We start from the raw sequence: 16,822 nt of genomic DNA on the forward strand, positions 1-16,822 counted from the left end.
TGGCTTATTTAGGCCCCAGGCCTAATAGTAGCGATGAATTGCGGTAATGGTGAAGGTATATCTAAAAATATAGTAAAAAACCAACACTAATATTCGTCAAATTTATACAATGTGTTATAATAATGAGTTAATTCGGTGTTAATATGCTAGTTTGTGGCTTTGGGTTTCCTGTCATTCGATTTTCGTAGTCGGTCGGAAACGCACAAGCATTGCATCAGATGCACACTAACGATTTGTCAACAAGTGTGCTAGACTTGAGTCACCCTTTTAATCTCACGAATCGCTGTTATCGAATGCTGACCTAAGCGCACTGTTTCACCCCGGTTTTCTTGCGCCTAGTCACCCTTCGAATATTGAACTCCTATCGGTGGTCTTGGCGGTTCGCTGTACCCAAAAATAACTAACCCCACGAAAATATGCGAATGCCCTACTTGTGTAATTCGCTGGCCTGTCTTGCCGGGTCAGCTTTGTTATTAATGGCGGTCTCACCGCGATTATTCGCACAGGCTCCACCCATTGACGGTGATTGGACGCTGACTTTTGAAGATAACTTTAGCGGTTCCACGCTTGACGGAGCCAAGTGGCGCGTCGGCACGCATTATCAGGGAATTGCGGGCTCTGGTGGAAATGATCCCAGCAACATCACTGTTTCCAGCGGGACGTTGAAACTCATGGCCTCGACGGATGACACCGTGATGAGCGGGACGAGTTACTCCTACTCCTGCGGTGAGGTCAGCACCTTTGCCAATTTTAATCAGCAGAACGGCTATTTTGAGGCCCGGGTTAAGTATCCTGCGGTGACCGGATTGTGGCCGGCCTTCTGGCTAATGCCGGATCGTGGTGAATATGGGGCGCAGGCTAATTATCGACGGACGTATTTAAAGTTCGACGTCAGCGGCTTCAGCGGATCGGTCAGCTCGGCACAGTTGCAGTTGACGATCGCTGGCGGGCAAACGAACGGAACGAATAATTTGCTGGTGCTTCCAGTGGCTGATGGCTCCTGGTCGGAGTCGACGATTAATTGGAACAATGCGCCGACGCCGAATCCGTGTTGGCTCGCGCAGGCCTGGAATACTACGGTGACGGTGGGCAGTACGGTGACGCTGGATCTAACCGACTATGTTTCCCAGGAAACAAGTGGCGATGACGTGGTGAGCCTTTGTCTGGCGGACACGTTTATGCGCGATCAGCTTCTGCAGTTTTACAGCAGTGAGGCCGCGACGCAGGCGGATCGACCGAAGCTCGTGATCAACGGACAAACTTTTTATGCGTCGCAGGACGCCACGGTGCGTTGGGGAAGCTATGCGAGCACGAACTATGGCAGTGCGACGACTCTCGAAGTCAAGGATTCATGGGGAAATACTGCGGACACCTTTTATGGCGGCATGGAAGTGGACATCATGGAAGCGCTGGGCATCTGGGGATCGGAAAAGATTCAGCACGCTGTTCACTGGGATGGCTATGGTTCCTCACATCAAAGCCAGGAGTGGCCGAACATTACGTTCTCGGCAACGGGCGATGGCTTCCATACCTACGGCCTTTATTGGGAGCCGAACCGATTGGAATTCTATGTGGATGGCGTTAACACTGCGAGTTGGACCAATTCCCGTGTGTTGAGTGTGCCTGCTTACCTGATTCTCTCGCTTCAGTTGGGCGGATGGGGAGGCAACAATCCCGGTACGCAGGTGAATAATCAAGTCATGGAAGTGGATTACGTCCGGGTGTGGAGTGGAACTAAAACTGATAGCGGTGGCGGCGACATTGAAGGCACAAAAAATATCATCAATGTCTACACGGGTAAGGCGTTGCGTCCACTTGATGCGGGGACGGGTGACAATGTGCAAATCGTCCAGCATACATTGGATACCGCTTGGAACAGCCAGAAGTGGTATGTCAGTGATGTGGGTGGCGGCTACTACAGCATTATCAACAAGTATACGGGTAAATCCCTGCGTCCCTTGGATGCTGGGACCGGGGACAACGTTAATCTGGTCCAGTATGCATACAGCTCCTTCTGGGATTCGCAAAAGTGGGAGTTCCACGATGCCGGTAGCGGCGCCTATCAAATCGAAAACAAATACACTGGCAAGGTGCTACGCCCCTACAATGCAGGCGTCGGTGACGACGTGAATATCGTGCAGCAGACGCTCGATCCGCTGTGGACATCACAAATGTGGCAACTCGTAGAGAATCCCTAGATGCTCTGATTGACGGAATATTCTAAACTAGCTGCGGAAGGCAAATTCCTTTCGCAGCTTTATAGATTGATGAAACGAAATTTGATTTTGTTCGGTTTTGCGCTGGCAATGCTTGGCGTGACTTGGCTTTATCTGCGCTCTGGACCGGGCGCTAATCAACAACAGCGATCGGCTTCCGACTATGGCCTCGCGGACAAAGATGACGCGTTGGTGCAGATAATGAAAACACAGGAGGCTTGGGCGCCGAGTCTGGACGTGTCGATGGCGCCGTTAGCGTCACGTGTGCAGTTGGCGTTGTTGGAGGAAAATATTCAAAGTCGATATGAAGCGTTCGAGTTGGCTCTGCATGAATTAAATGCAGGAAACATCGATGAGGTCCGGACGCTGGTAGAGCAGATGATGCCAGATGCTTTGCGATACAAAGCTTTTTATGAACTGTTGCTGGAGCGTTGGGCTTACTTTGATGGCGTCGGCGCAGTGAACTACGCCATGCAGGCATTGGAAGGGGATGTGCGTCTGGACGCTGGCGTGGCTGCCTTGCGTAGTTGGGCGTCAATGGATATGGCTTCGGCTGTGAATTATGTCGGCGCATTGCCGGACGCCTACGGTAAAGATTATTTGGTATATGATATGGCTTATGCATACGCGGCGGTCGACCCCAGCGCGGCAATGAGCTGGGTGTATGCGCTGCCGGACGGTTTGCGGGGAACTGCGGCTCGACATGCAATGGGCCATTGGCTGAATCTCGATCCCAGAGCGGCGACTGCATGGTTGGTTGAGCACGCAGACCCTGCTTCGGAAACGGTTTCAATTGCCGAAGCTGCGGTACACTGGACGCGGGTAGATTTGGAGCGGGCGGATGAGTTTATTGCACAGTTGGAATCGCCCGCCGCGAAGTCCGTCGCGATGTCAGCAGTGGTGGATTGGCTGGCGACGGAGCAGCCCGGTGTCGTTGCGGATTGGCTAAACCAATATGCAGACTCACCTTCACTCGACCGGGCGTTGGCGTGTTTCGCCCAAAGCATTTGCTTGGATGACGCCGCCTGCGCCAATAACTGGGCGGGGGCGATAACGGATGCGGAACTCCGCTTGGCGACTCAGAGTGAAATCGCCCGGCGTTCTGGTGAATCCGTGACTGAGCGGCCACAACAAATGCTGCATAAGCAGAATTTGATCGGCTACTGACCCAGCCCTTGAGGGTGGTTCTGGCTTGAATGGAACGCAATTTCTGGTGAGATATGGCTGTGATTTCTCCGCGTTTATTTTTACTCCGACAGTTCATGAAATCTTCCCTCATCATCGCTGCTGGTGCGCTTGCGACTAGCGCACATGCTCAGCAGTACTCTGAACTCTGGGGCCAGAACGGTGAGGAGTGGGCGCCCGGGGGGCGTTTGCCCGACTTCTCGTTTGCGGGTTATCATTTTGGCGAAGATCCGTTACCCGAATATGAAGTGGTTTGCTCGGTGAAGGATTTTGGAGCGGTTGGAGATGGCGTGCACGACGACACGCAGGCCTTCAAGGACGCCATTGCCCAGACCGATGCGGGCGCGATTTTTGTGCCAGCCGGTCGCTATCTCATCACCGATATACTTTGGATTACAAAGCCCAACTTAGTTTTGCGCGGCGCGGGCCCGGAGCAAAGCGTGCTGTATTGTCCCAAGCCCCTCGAGGAAATAAAGCCCAACATGAGCGCCACGACAGCCGGTCGACCTACTTCGAACTATTCCTGGAGCGGGGGCATTGTATGGCTCAAGGGCAGCTACAAGTGGCCTTGGTTAACGAAAATTTCTGGCACTGCGGAACGTGGTGATCATTGGGTGGACGTAGAGTCGGCGGATCGGCTTGCAGTGGGGGATGTTGTATTGGTGGCGGTCAATGAGGACGAGCCTGGCTCTCTGCTTGAGCATCTCTATTCCGGTGATTCTGGGGATGTGCAGAACATCAATAAGGTCAGCGTCAACATGCGTAGCCGTATAATGGAGATCGACAATCAGCGCGTGAAGCTTGAGCGCCCCTTGAGCTTTGATCTGCGGCCGGAGTGGAATCCATTGCTGCGTGGTTCGGACTTTACTGTTTTTGAGTCAGGCGTTGAAGACTTGGGTTTTGAGTTTCCGAATACTCCCTACGAAGGGCACTTTACCGAATTGGGATACAATGCCATCGCGATTAATCGCGCCGCTGATTGCTGGGTGCGCAATGTACACATTGTCAACTGTGACAGCGGTATCTATGTCAGGGGCTACAATTGCACGATCGATGGGGTGGTGATCGAGTCTGATCGTGAGCCGGACGCAAGTGGGAAGACCGGCCACCATGGCTTGGATATGGGGAATGATTGCTTGTTGGAGAATTTCGATATCCAGACTGAGTTCATTCATGACATCACCGTTGACCATCATGCATCGCGGAACGTGGTCAAGAATGGTCGCGCCGTGGATATGAGATTGGATCACCACCGCCGCGCGCCCTATCAGAATTTATTTTGTAATCTGGATGTTGGCAAGGGCACGGATATCTGGCACTGCGGTGGCGGCGAGGCATTGGGCAAGCACAGCGCTGCGCGTGGTGTGTTTTGGGGGTTTAGGTCGGAGCAAAATATTCAGCCTCCCAAGCCTGGTTTCGGGCCAGAGTCACTGATGTTTGTCGGCCTGAAAACGGATCATCCTTCGACGACCGACCCAAATGGAGTCTGGTGGGAGGCGATCCCGCCAGAACAACTGCAGCCTGCTGATTTGCATGCGGCGCAGCTCAAGCGACGATTGGAGCAGAGACCAGATGAGTAAGCTATTTTGACCAGCTCCCGAAATCGGAGGAGGATAAAAGTCTGTGGAGTGTGTGTGCGTTCCGATATGATAGGATGGCATCTACTTCATCTGCTTGAATGTTGATCACGCTGGCTGGTCGTTGCATTGGCAGATTGCAGAATCAGAGATTGCCTAGGGTTAAATTGCCCTGTAGGCAGTTCTCATTCTAGTTGGCCCGTCTGCTGCTGGGCTCGCATTACTGTGTATACTATTCATGGACAAGCTCGATATCATTTCATTGGGGTTGATCTTCTTTGCGGTCATTGTGATCGTGTTGGGGATCGTCAAAATTCACTGTTACCCAGGTAAAGTTGCGGAGGAGCGTGGGCACCCGCAGGCCAAGGCAATCGAGGTGACTTCGCTGTTGGGCTTAATTGCCTTTCCGCTCTGGATGTTTGCACTGATGTGGGCTTATTCCAATGCCGTCATCGGCAAGATATACCGCGAAGAGCCGGTAAAGGAAGAAAAGCCGCCCAAGCCTTTGCCGGAGTTTCTGGAAAAGCATCGGAAGCACCACAAGGAAGCGGATCAGGCCAAGGTCGAATCCACCAAAGCGCCGAAAGAGAGCAAATAAGGCTACGACATGGAGCTATTACTGACCATTGCCTATTACTTCCTCGTGCGACTGATCTTTATTGATTACAAGCTGCTGCCGTGGAATCTGTTTTTTAAATTTGTCGTTTGCGCGCTTTATTGCGCGGCGGCGTTGACCGAGGTGCTGATGCTTGGCCAGTTTACGCCTTACAGCAAATATGCTTTTACGCAGGCTTATGTGGTGCAAATGGCGCCGGAGTATGGCGGCATGGTGGACGAAGTATACGTTCAGGCAAACCAACGCGTGAAGAAGGGCGACCCTCTCTTTAAAATGGATTCGGAAAACTGGGCTGATCGCGTGCGCGAATACGAAGCCCAGCTCGTCTTGGCGCAATCGCAGGTGTCGACCATGGAAGCGCAGGTCGAGGAGGCGCAAGCTCGCGTGGAGCAGGCGCAGGCCCAGCTCGCGCTCGACCAGGAAAAACTGACCGAGCTCACCGCTGCCAACCAGAAAAACGCAGTTGCGACGATCCGCATCCAACAACAGCAACAGAGCGTCCGCAACTCCGAGGCCCAACTGAAGGTCAACCAGGCGTCTTTGCGCGCGGCTCAAATTGCCTACGACGCCAAGCTGGACGGCGTGCATGCGCAGGTGGCTGACGTGGAAGCGAAGTTGGCTACCGCCAAATACAACCTGGACCACACGGTCATCCGCGCGCCGGCTGACGGTTACGTGCCGAACATGCAGCTTTACCCGGGTTCGTTTATTCGCCTGAAGCAGCCGGTGATGCCCTTTGTCAACGAAGAGGAATACTGGATCGTTGGCGGCTTCGATCAACGCGGCATGCAGCACGTGCGCGAGGGGGACAAGGCCGAGATTGCCTTTGAAATGTATCCGGGTGAAGTCTTCGAAGCCGAGGTGGTGAGCATTGGCTGGGCGTCTTATGGCGCGCAGGGCATTCCGAGCGGCGTTCTGCAACAAGGCGTCAATCACCCGAGCATGGAGTTTGCGATCCGCCTGAAGCTCACCGAGGAAAATCCGAAGTATCCCATGCGCTTTGGCGCGGCTTCGTTGGTGGCGGTTCACTCGAAGGAAGCGGCGGATATTTTGGTCGTTCTGCGGCAGATTGAAATCCGCTCCGAGAGCTACTTGAACTACCTGTTCAACCCATTTTAAGGCCGGATGAAACGCATGACGCCAAAGCTGCGCAACCGCGTTGGGTTGTTCCTGTTCTCCGCTTTGCTGGGCGGGTGCATCGTCGGCCCGGACTACAAAAAGGCTGACATCGCGACGCCAGAATCCTGGAGCAATCCTATTCAAAGCGAGCCGCCCAATGAGCCTGCGGCGCCGCTTAAGGACTGGTGGACGATTTTCAATGACCCGGTGCTCAACCAACTGATCGAAGAAGCGCACGAGTCCAACCTCACTTTGCAAGCCGCGTTGGGCAGCGTGCGCGAGGCACGGGCGCGATTGGCCTATGCTGGTGCGCAGAATTTGCCCGAGGTCAGCGCCTTCGCGCGACCTTCCACCACAAAAATCAGTGACAATGGCGCTTTTCGCCAGATTGCGCCGCCCGGTGGATTCAAGGGGCAGAGCATGATGATCTTTGGTCTCGATGCGGCGTGGGAAATCGACGTTTTTGGGCGTAATAAACGCGAGGTGGAGGCGGAAAGCGCGCGCTACGAATCATCCATCGAAACTTACCGTGACGCTCTGGTGTCGCTCTATGCCGAAGTGGCGTTGACCTACATTGAAATCCGTTCCTACCAAGCGCACATTGCGAAGGCTGAGAGCAATATCGAGGTCCAGCAAAAGGCGCTGGATTTGACTGAGGAGCGTTTCCGCGATGGGCTGACTTCCGCGTTGGATATCGAGCAGGCGAAGTCGAACCTCTACTCGACTCAGGCGGCAGTGCCGCTCTTTCGTCTGCACATGAACGAAGCATACAATCGGTTGGCCGTGCTTTGTGCGAAAGACGCGGGGTCGTTGCAGGGAGAAATCGCCGACACCGCGACCTTGCCCGCGCCGGTCATGGATGTCGCCTCTGGTGTGCCTGCCGACCTCATGCGACAGCGCCCGGACATTCGCCGCGCCGAGCGTGAGGCTGCTGCGGCGACGGCGATGATTGGTGTTGCCGAGGCCGATCTTTACCCGCGCTTCGCGCTCAAGGGCTCGATTGGTCTGGAGTCAAGTTCGGCCAGTTCTCTGTTTGATTCCTCCAGCTTAATCTGGACCGTGGCGGCGCCCATCCATTGGAATATCTTTACCGCTGGGCGCACGCTGGATCACATCGAAATCAAGGATGAGCAGGCGAAACAAGCGGTGCTCAACTATCGGCAGACGGTCCTCGTGGCGCTGGAAGAAGTCGAAAACGCGATCACTGGATTCAACGAATTCCGCATCCGGCATCAGCATTTGACGGACGCGACTAAGGCCACCAGCAACGCAGTGGAGCTCGTGACCACGCAGTACGAAAACGGTCTCACGGACTTCAACAACGTCCTCGACATGCAGCGCGCTCTCTACGATCAGGAGAACCGCTTGGTCAGCTCGCAAACTGATTCGCTACGTAACATCGTCGCCCTTTATAAGGCGATGGGGGGAGGTTGGCAGCCACCCGAAGAAACGGAAATCATCGAAGACTCGGTTAACGTGCAGTAGAGTTGTAACGCCTGGCGATCGTGACATCTTTCGGATTGTCGGGAATAAACTGGGGCAGTAGAGTGTCTGGTCTTAGTTCCCCACATTGCTTATGACGCGTTTCCTCCTCACTGCTGCGCTGGCTCCTTTGGGCCTGCTCGCGCTGGACCCGACTCCGGCCGAACTCAAACAATACAACGGCGCCGCCTTTGGAGCCTTCCCGGTGGAGTATCCCAGCACGCCTAGTGGCCAGAGCAATGCGATCAAGCAGTTTGGCGAATACACCCTGGGGGACATCGACGGTGAGCTTGGGCACATCCAGTCCCTTGGCGTCAATCAGGTGAAAACCTATGCGCACGCGATCTGGGCCCCGGTCACGCAGTATGACCAAGGCTTGCAGCAATACATTGAGGGTTGGAATTCCATCGTCAGCAGCCCAACCAGCACGACGGCGACGACCGCTCTGGGCACGCTGAATAATCCATTCGACAACTGGTCGTTCATCACCGCCGGAACTAAGTGGGTCATTCCCATGGCGACGGCGCGGGGGATGAACGTCTTTGCCACGGCGAATGTGAGCAGTGGCACCTTGGCTAGTTCGCCCACTGGCGTGCCAGCGACGGTCGACATCAAATACCGCGTGAACGGCTCGGTGAAAACGATGTCTGTCACCACGAGTGGCCTGAGCCTCCCCGGCGGTTACACCACCTACACGAGCGCTCACTGGGATGTGGAGTTGGCGATTGCCGCTATTGCAAACGACCGCCTACAACTGTCGCAACCAACTTCAAGCACTGGCAGCTATGCCGTCAGTACACTTTCAGGTCAGAACCGCACTTATGTCGACGCTCTGATTATCGGCAACGAAGTGTTGTCGACGGGCGGCATGACCGCCACGCAGGTTCAGCATATGGTGAAGTTCGCCAAGGACCGCCGCACCGCTTACGGGCTGACGGTGGCCGAATTGCCGATCACGACTTGCACGAACAGTTTGGGAAACTGGCAGAGCATGCAGTCCAACGTGTTGCCGGAAATCGAGACGTTTATTGTGTTCAACACCTATGGACTGCAGTTTACGAGCGTGGCTGGCACGAACCAGGCAAGCCCCAGCGGCCTGAGCACGTCGAACCCCGCCAAGTCGGTCAGCGATCAAGTCATTGCGAACATTCAGGCGTTTCAAACCTGGCTTAGCGGCACGGCCCAAAGTGGGTTGACCGTTGTCGTTGGCGAGCATGGCTACCCGTCTGAAACAGCGGCCAGCGACCCCAACAATCTCTTCAGCAACACGCACGCGGCGCAGTATTATTGTGGTGATTCAAGCTTGAGTTATAAGGGTGCACTGAGCGCGATTGCCGAGCAAAAGGTGTTGTGCTTCTTCTTCGAGGCTTTTGATGAACCGTGGAAAGACCTCGCACATCCCACCGACGGCGCCGAGAACTATTGGGGGGTAGCGATTGCCAGCCAGAGCGCACGCCGGGCGCCCAGCAACCCCTACGATCCGTCGACCTATGACGTGTGGACTTATCCGCAAACTTACGCGCAAAAGACCGACTACTGTTCGCCGTTCATCCCGGCCCAAACACTCGACTCCGATGGCGACGGGCTCACGGATAATTTCGAAGCGCAAATCATTAACTTCCATTCGAATGACGCCATTGCTGGTTTCGCTGATGTGCAGCCGGACGATGACTTTGACAACGATGGCCTGACCGAAAGCCAGGAGCATCGCCTGGGGACCAGCCCAGTTAGTCAGGACAGCGACAATGATCTCTTTGACGACTTAAAAGAGGTCAACTTCGGCTCCGACCCCAACGATCCGCGTAGCTTGCCGATTACGCAGGAGTTGGATGTTGTGCTGGAATACCGCTTTGTGACCCAAGTGGGCTATATTTACCAAGTGCAGTATGCGGTCGATGGCGAGTATTGGGAAGACGTCGATTCGCCGGTGGTCGGCGATGGCGAGGTCCAGACGGTTATCATTTCGCTGGAAGGCCGTGAGAGCGGTAGTGATCATTACCGGTTGAGGGTTTCCCTGGCGGATTAACGCCCTGAAGCTAAACCAAGCTCATTCTTGCGTATCGTTGGATGGACATCCGAGGATTAATGCCCTATGATTGCGGGTTTTAGTTCTCAGATTCTACTACTTACATTTGTATGCGATTTGTTTATCTGCTCACACTAATTGTGGTCTGTGCCCATGTGTCGCGCGCGTCGCATCCTGCGGATGCCAATGCGGACAACCACATCACCGCCGCTGAACTCGCGGCCTACGTGGCGCAGGAAGGCTCCACCAGTGAACCAGCCCTACAGGCGGTCAATATCTGGAAGCACGGTGAGCGTTACCGGACCATTGTGGACGGCTCCACCGACTACTATGTGCCCAATCCGGTGAGTGGGCCGGATTTCGTGGCGTTGGAGACGTTGAACCCAGCGGCGGCAACGTCGGTCGAGCTTTACGGCCTGACCTTGGAGCCCGCTGGCTACGCTGCATTTTATCAGATACCCGGCATCGACGAAGTGGTGATGCCTGCAACGATCATGGTGACGGATGCCGGCTACTCGCTGGCCATCCCGCCGCATCCGATCACGCCGATGCAGGGTGGATTAGTCAGCTTTACGCTCTATCCGCAGGGCGCTCAGCCAACCGAGGCTAACAGCATATTGACCGGGCAGGTGACGATTAAGGCCTTGCCAGCGGCGACTTTTGGAATCACTCAATTACGCTCCAAGGCCAGTACGCTGGCGGCACGGCTAGAGGCGCGCAACGAAGTCGATTTTTCGGACTATTTCACGGGGGGAGCCAAGGAGTTCGGCCCCTTCGCCAACGAAGCGGAAAAAGCTCAGATTGCCGCCATGCGTTACTTGCTCGATCCCAATTTCCCCGGTGGCCTGGTTGAGTTGGACACCGACATTCTCGCGGGTGATGATCCGCTGGTCGAAAGCCTGCGTGCGCAGGTGGATTCGCTCATTACGCAAAGCGGTGTTGAAGGGTTCATTGATGAGTATTTGGCGGAGTTTTCGGCCGATGGCGGCGCTGCCGCGCGCACAGCGAAAAGCGTTAGGAAGACGCCGCGCGCCTACGACCCCAGCCCAAACAACGATGCCGAACTCAGCAAACTCATGCGTGAGCAATACGCCGCAGAGTATGTGCTCGGCTCCGAAATTTTCAGTTCTGAAACTGGAGCCAAGCTGGCGGTGCTTGGTTTAGCTGGCGCCCCGGGCAAGGTCGCCACGGCGCCCATTAGCGTGACCATCACCGGTATGCGCGTTGACTACGAATCGATCGCCAACACCTACCCGGCGCAGGGTAAGATCGAGGCGACATTTCCCATCCGCCAATACCTGCAGGACGAGTGTGACAAGCAAGGTCAGTGGACTGCATTCGCCATCGTTTCGAGCAAGGGCTGGAGCATCGATGGCGCGGCGACTGATGTCGTGCTGACCGCGATTGGCGCTGGTGGCGCGGCGGCGGACGGTGTCAAAGCATTCAAATCGGCCGATGTTGTGAAGAAGACTTACGACACCGGCGTGCGTACCGCAATGGTCAACAAGACCGTGGAAACTTACGAGACCGGGCGCGACTTTACGCGAGACGAAATTATTAAAAACTATCAGAACAAGGAAGCGACCAAGGAGATTCCGTCAGAGACGTGGAATGTGCCGCTGGCCTACCCCTATGGTGAAATGATTCAGGTTGGGCAGCCGGTTTTGACCATCACCAACAACTATTACCAGCCCAAGGATTTGGGCACGGTTAATGTCTACATTCAGGGAAGCGCCTCGGGTAGCACGGCGTTTCCGCCAGGTCGTTTGGAGAGTTCCGACGTCGTGCAGATCACGGCGATTCCGGCGAGTGTGTCCATGGAGGGGTGTCCCCCAAACCATTACACGCCGGGCGAGCAATACACGATCACTGCCACAGCCAGGGATTTAGCGGACTTATCGACTGTTTCCTACGTCTGGGACGCCACCGAAGGAACGCTTTCAAACATCACCTCGTTGGGTGATGGCATTTCACGCGCTGTGTGGACCGCTCCGGATCCCGCACCGCAAGGATTGGTTACGATCACCGCGACGGCCCGTGCGCCTATTTGTGTGCCTGTCGGCGGCGCTGATCCCGAAGGGTTCTGCATCACAAGCGGCTCCGCGTTCGAGCTGCAGGTATCGCCGGAAAAGGACTGCTACGAAGTGGGCGAGCAAGTCACCCTGACCATGGTGGATATCAACAACCCTGGCACGCCGCCAGATACGACTTTCGAGCAAGTGTCCGGCGAGAGTATTGGCTCGGTCACGAAGACGGGAACCAACACCGCGACGGTTACTGCCAACGCGATTGGCGAAGTTGGTTTTACGGCTACGCCTAACGGCAACAGCGCCAACCTGGAGTTTGGCGCATTCGCTTTTGGCGGCTGCGATGAGCCGATTCAGATGCTGCTGTTCCCTGCGGGCGGAGGGGTGTGGTCGATTGGCTGGGCTTCGCCGGATGGCGCGATATCCTACAACCTGCTCGGCTACGCTACGGTCACCAGCAACCACATGACGCTGAGCTTTAACGCCGCCGAAAGTCGTTCGTTGATCATCGCGATGGGCGATCCGGAAGATGAGCCGCCGCCTGTTGGCTTCGTGGGCGTCTACACGGCGAGCGCCAATGCAGTCATCAACTCCGCCTTGTCCATCAACATCTCTTTCGACTTCGTGGAGGGCTCCTGTGCGGGGCCGGACACCAGCGGTTTCGTGACCTGCCTGGACGAGCAGAACCCCGAGAACACCACGGTAAACATCACCGGATTGGGGACGTCATTTACGTTAGACCCATTCATCGCTGGCACGCACAGCGCCGTCAGTTACAGCATTAACGTCGTGCCGGTTTACTAACTTCAGCTGAATCTTTTCGATGAAACATCACTTCCGTAATTTTCTCATCCTTGTCTCCGCTTTAGTGGTTAACAGCGCCTCGGCGGAAACGCTTTCTGGCGCGCAGTATACTTACACTTTCACGCCGCCAGCGGGCATTGCCCCACCTTACTTTGTAACGCAAAGTTTGAGCAGTGGTCAGGTCGTGTTCAATATTTCGGCAGGCGGGGTATTCGACGAGGAGACGCCTGCGGTCAAGTGGGGACCTTTCCTCGACGACAGCGCGGTCGAACTCAGTTTTGAACTCGTTGGCGCTACGACTGCAATCGCGGCGCCCACTGCGACCGACTCCGACAGCTCCGCAAACATTGCCGCTGCGCCGAGCAGCGAGCCAGTCGACCCGTTTCTAGTCTGGACCCAGGAGCGCTTGTCCGCGCGATCCGCGTTGGATAAAACCCTCGACGCCAATCTGGAGGGCGATCCGTTTCCCAACTTCGCCGAATACCTGCTGGGCTTTGATCCACTGCAGCGCGAAACCATCGACGACGCCTTGCTGATCGTGCCCAATGGCGAGGGCGGTTACGACATCGAGTTTAGCCGCCTGCAGGACACAAACGGTTACCAGGCCATCATTGAGCGCCTCGACCTGACAACCGGCGCCACGACTCTACTCACCGCTACCGAAACCCGCCCAGGCGGCGTTACGGACATCGTCACCGAAGTCTTCAAAGAGTCCGGCGCGCCGTTTTTCGTCCGCGTGCAGTTTGTTCCTTTTGAATCCTTGCCTGAAGAGGCAGAGTAAGGCGCTCCCTGGAGCCCTTGCAAACTACACGCCAATATCCTCGTTCCAGAGCTCGGGCTTGGCGGCGATGAAGTCGCGCATCATCTGTTTGCATGCTTCGCTGTTGAGGTGGACGAGCTCTACGCCGTTTTGGCGGAGGGTTTCCTCAGCGCCCATGAAGGTCTCATTCTCGCCAATGACAACCTTCGGAATCTTATAGAGTAAGATCGCGCCGGTGCACATCGGGCAGGGGGAGAGGGTGGTGACGATGAAACAGCTTTGATAATCTTTGGCGGACAGGCGGCCAGCGTTTTCCAGAGCGTCCATTTCGCCGTGGAGGATGGCGCTTCCTTTCTGGATGCGTTGGTTGTGGCCGCGACCAACGATTTTGGGGCCGTCCTCGGTTACTTGGACGAGGACTGATCCGATGGGAATGCCGTCTTCAGCCAAGCCTTGCCTGGCTTCATCGATAGCGGCTTGGAGGAAAGGTTGGTAATCGATGACTGGTTTGGGCATCATGCTTTGTGGTCAGTAGCTGGAGTAATTGGAGAGTTTTCGCTGAAGGTCGTCACTGTAGTAATCTTCGTGCTTCATCTTCAGCACGGTGTCGAGGGCGCGCTCGTATTTAACGTCGCTGGAATCGATGTGGGTGATTTCGCCTCTGGAGTTTTTCACAATGACAATGTAGCCCGCATATTCCCAGCCGAATTCATAGTCTGAAAAATCGGCCTCATAATTTTCAAATGAGTATTTTGCGCCCGAAACCACCGTGGTTTGTTTTTTGGGGAAATTGACCTCTATTTCAGCAACTGAGGTTACTTGCAGTGATCGTTTGTAGTAGGTGTGCCGGGCAAAACAGATGATGCGCACTGTGTTGTCCGTATATCCTTGGTAAAGGTCATCGTTGGTGATTTCGATGGTTGGTGTGAAGAAGTAGACATCGTCGTCGCTGTAGGCGTAGTTGTTCAAGGATTCGCGCTTACGGTTTTGCTTGAAGTTAAATTCCAGTTCTACCGAGGGTTTCAGCACTTCTTTCTCCGCTTGTTGCTGCTGCCACCACTTGCGTATTTCGCGCTGGTCGTCGAAGCTGAGCGTGTTCAGTGCAAGGTCGAACTTACGCTTATCAGACGTGCGAATGATGGTGAGTGTTTCCTCGCCATTTTTGTCTTTCAGATCGATCAGCTCCGCTTCGAGTGAGTCTCCGTCTTGGTTTGTGAGAGTGCGGGTCAGGGCATTGAGGGAGGTGAGTGCGCCTAGAAAAATCAGTAAGCTGTAGGTAGCGGCTTTCATGAAATTAAAAAATGGGAGTGTTTGTTGGTTGGACACCAACTTTACTCACTTGTTTAAGTGAATTCCATTATAATAAACCAAATGCTTTGCAACGTGTACGCTGCAAAGCGCTGGCCCTCTGGACTTGGTCAATACTGCGCTTTGCCATGGACTGCGCGCACGATGGCGCCGCCCAGTTTGTTGGAGGCGATGGCGTCGTAAAGCTGTCGATAGATCGTGAGAATGTGCTCGTAAAACCCTTCTGGCGTGGCCTCCTTGATCGCCGTTTCGTTCGCCTCGATTTTTTGGACTAGTTGACCATACCAGTCGGCAAAATGCGGATGTAGGGGCTCGATGGTGAAAAGCCGCCAACCGCTTTCGGCCAATAGACGTTCAATCTTATCGAGATGCAATGGATTGGGCAGGAAGGGTTTGCCGTTTTCCTTAATTGGGCTGTAGGCGTAGCTGCCGCGATCTACGAAATCAAAAATGGCCAGGCGGGATTCGTGTGTGGCCACTTGTGCTAGCGTTTTTAATGCAGCTCTTTGGTCATCAAAGAGATAGAATGCGCTGAAGCTGACAAGCAGGTCATATTCAGGCTTCAGGACGAGTGAGGAATCAACCACGTCAGTGTGGATGAAGTTGCAGCGCCGGTATTGTTCGTTGGCGTAGGCGACGGATGCGTGGTTGCTGTCGATGCCGGTCACTTGGCCCCAGCCTTGTCGGCGGATATAGTCTGCCGTCGCACCCAGGCCGCTCCCTATGTCGAGCACCTTGGTTTCGGGATTGCGGGGTAGCTTTTTGAAGACAATGTCGATCGCTTCGGTGTCTCCTGCGTGCGCATAATCTGCAGCGCGCACGATACTGAGCGCCTTTTTGCCAGCCAAGCTGTGTATCTGAAGTGGAATGTCGGGCATAAAGTCATCAAGGCGAAAATGATCCTATGTGTAAAGCCTGCGAATTTTGTCACTCGACTGCGATAATCGAGGGTTTTTTAATACAAAATTTCATTGCCGCACATGCCCACTCTCTAGTAATTCAGGAGTCGTGAACGCCTCTACTCGCATTAGCCTCTCTATTCTATTCACGCTGCCAATCATTGGCGATGCAACTGTATTTGATGTTAGTTGGATTGGCGCCGTTGACGATGCTTGGTCAACGCCAGGAAACTGGTCAGGCGGCGTTGTGCCGCAGAATGACGCCACCGATCAGTTCAACGTCACCATCGACGGAGACACTGGAGTCGGCGCCTTCGTGACGCTTTCTGGCGATTATGTTGATGTCAGTAGCTTGATTATTGATTTCGGTGATACCTTATCTGGCTATGGCAGCATTGGGGGCAGTGAAGGGCAGGCGCTGATCAACGACGGACTGATCGATGCGAACGTTAGCAGCGAGGGGCTTTACCTGTCTTTCCAGGACGGTTGGGTCAACAGCGGCACGCTCCAGTCGAGCAACGGCGGGATTGCGTCGCTTTATGGCGATGGGATCCTGGACAACACCGGCGGCATGCTTGCCTCAAGTGGCGGAGGCAGCGAAACGATTGTGGAATACGGGATCGTCGACGGTGGCAGCCTGAGCACGAGCGACAGCGGCAGAGTGGTGGTAACCAATGGTACGCTGAGCAATGTGACGAACGACGGCGAGACGTTGCTGCGTATCCAGGGCGAAGACGAGTATAGCGTCACGACGCCGAAGCTGAGCAACACGATCACGAACAACGCTTTTATCTACGTGGAGC

The 16,822-nt window shown here is 54.9% G+C and carries 13 protein-coding genes; 10 read left to right on the plus strand and 3 right to left on the minus strand.

The window, feature by feature from the left end:
• The first annotated feature begins 476 nt into the window (after positions 1 to 476).
• The 9 genes from RBB63_RS12445 to RBB63_RS12485 all read left to right on the plus strand — a co-directional run bounded on the left by RBB63_RS12445 (position 477) and on the right by RBB63_RS12485 (position 13,833).
• The gene (locus tag RBB63_RS12445) at positions 477 to 2,198 is read left to right on the plus strand and encodes a CBM96 family carbohydrate-binding protein (protein ID WP_309384683.1); all 1,722 of its coding nucleotides are present in this window, start codon (positions 477 to 479) and stop codon (positions 2,196 to 2,198) included.
• 69 nt (positions 2,199 to 2,267) lie between these two features.
• The gene (locus tag RBB63_RS12450) at positions 2,268 to 3,383 is read left to right on the plus strand and encodes a hypothetical protein (protein ID WP_309384684.1); all 1,116 of its coding nucleotides are present in this window, start codon (positions 2,268 to 2,270) and stop codon (positions 3,381 to 3,383) included.
• A gap of 95 nt (positions 3,384 to 3,478) precedes the next feature.
• Entirely contained in the window at positions 3,479 to 4,981 is a 1,503-nt protein-coding gene (locus RBB63_RS12455) for a glycosyl hydrolase family 28-related protein (RefSeq protein WP_309384686.1), read from the plus strand.
• A 235-nt stretch (positions 4,982 to 5,216) separates the two neighbouring features.
• Positions 5,217 to 5,576, plus strand: a complete 360-nt coding sequence (locus RBB63_RS12460; RefSeq protein WP_309384688.1) for a DUF3302 domain-containing protein — start codon at positions 5,217 to 5,219, stop codon at positions 5,574 to 5,576.
• A 9-nt stretch (positions 5,577 to 5,585) separates the two neighbouring features.
• Positions 5,586 to 6,713, plus strand: coding sequence for an HlyD family secretion protein (locus RBB63_RS12465; RefSeq protein ID WP_309384690.1), 1,128 nt, complete (start codon positions 5,586 to 5,588; stop codon positions 6,711 to 6,713).
• A gap of 6 nt (positions 6,714 to 6,719) precedes the next feature.
• Positions 6,720 to 8,198 (plus strand): efflux transporter outer membrane subunit, encoded by a 1,479-nt coding sequence (locus RBB63_RS12470; protein WP_309384692.1) that lies wholly within the window; start codon positions 6,720 to 6,722, stop codon positions 8,196 to 8,198.
• A gap of 91 nt (positions 8,199 to 8,289) precedes the next feature.
• Positions 8,290 to 10,221, plus strand: a complete 1,932-nt coding sequence (locus tag RBB63_RS12475; protein WP_309384694.1) for a glycoside hydrolase family 17 protein — start codon at positions 8,290 to 8,292, stop codon at positions 10,219 to 10,221.
• Positions 10,222 to 10,331: 110 nt separating this feature from the next.
• A complete protein-coding gene (locus tag RBB63_RS12480) occupies positions 10,332 to 13,052 on the plus strand; it encodes a hypothetical protein (protein ID WP_309384697.1) in 2,721 nt (906 codons plus the stop codon).
• Positions 13,053 to 13,071: 19 nt separating this feature from the next.
• Positions 13,072 to 13,833: a hypothetical protein gene (locus tag RBB63_RS12485; protein WP_309384699.1), complete on the plus strand. Its 762-nt coding sequence runs from the start codon at positions 13,072 to 13,074 to the stop codon at positions 13,831 to 13,833.
• Between the two features lie 24 nt (positions 13,834 to 13,857).
• Here RBB63_RS12485 and RBB63_RS12490 read toward each other — a convergent pair whose 3' ends face one another.
• The 3 genes from RBB63_RS12490 to RBB63_RS12500 all read right to left on the minus strand — a co-directional run bounded on the left by RBB63_RS12490 (position 13,858) and on the right by RBB63_RS12500 (position 15,998).
• Positions 13,858 to 14,328 carry a nucleoside deaminase gene (locus RBB63_RS12490; protein WP_343219131.1) on the minus strand — a complete coding sequence of 157 codons (471 nt, stop codon included), beginning with the start codon at positions 14,326 to 14,328 and terminating at the stop codon, positions 13,858 to 13,860.
• Between the two features lie 12 nt (positions 14,329 to 14,340).
• Entirely contained in the window at positions 14,341 to 15,102 is a 762-nt protein-coding gene (locus tag RBB63_RS12495) for a hypothetical protein (protein ID WP_309384703.1), read from the minus strand.
• A 128-nt stretch (positions 15,103 to 15,230) separates the two neighbouring features.
• Positions 15,231 to 15,998, minus strand: coding sequence for a class I SAM-dependent methyltransferase (locus RBB63_RS12500; protein ID WP_309384705.1), 768 nt, complete (start codon positions 15,996 to 15,998; stop codon positions 15,231 to 15,233).
• 130 nt (positions 15,999 to 16,128) lie between these two features.
• Here RBB63_RS12500 and RBB63_RS12505 point away from each other — a divergent pair.
• On the plus strand, positions 16,129 to 16,822 hold a 694-nt coding region (locus RBB63_RS12505), incomplete at its 3' end, for a hypothetical protein (RefSeq protein ID WP_309384707.1).

It is taken from the genome of Cerasicoccus frondis (genome assembly GCA_031296915.1).
Classification (GTDB): Bacteria; Verrucomicrobiota; Verrucomicrobiia; order Opitutales; family Cerasicoccaceae; genus Cerasicoccus; species Cerasicoccus frondis.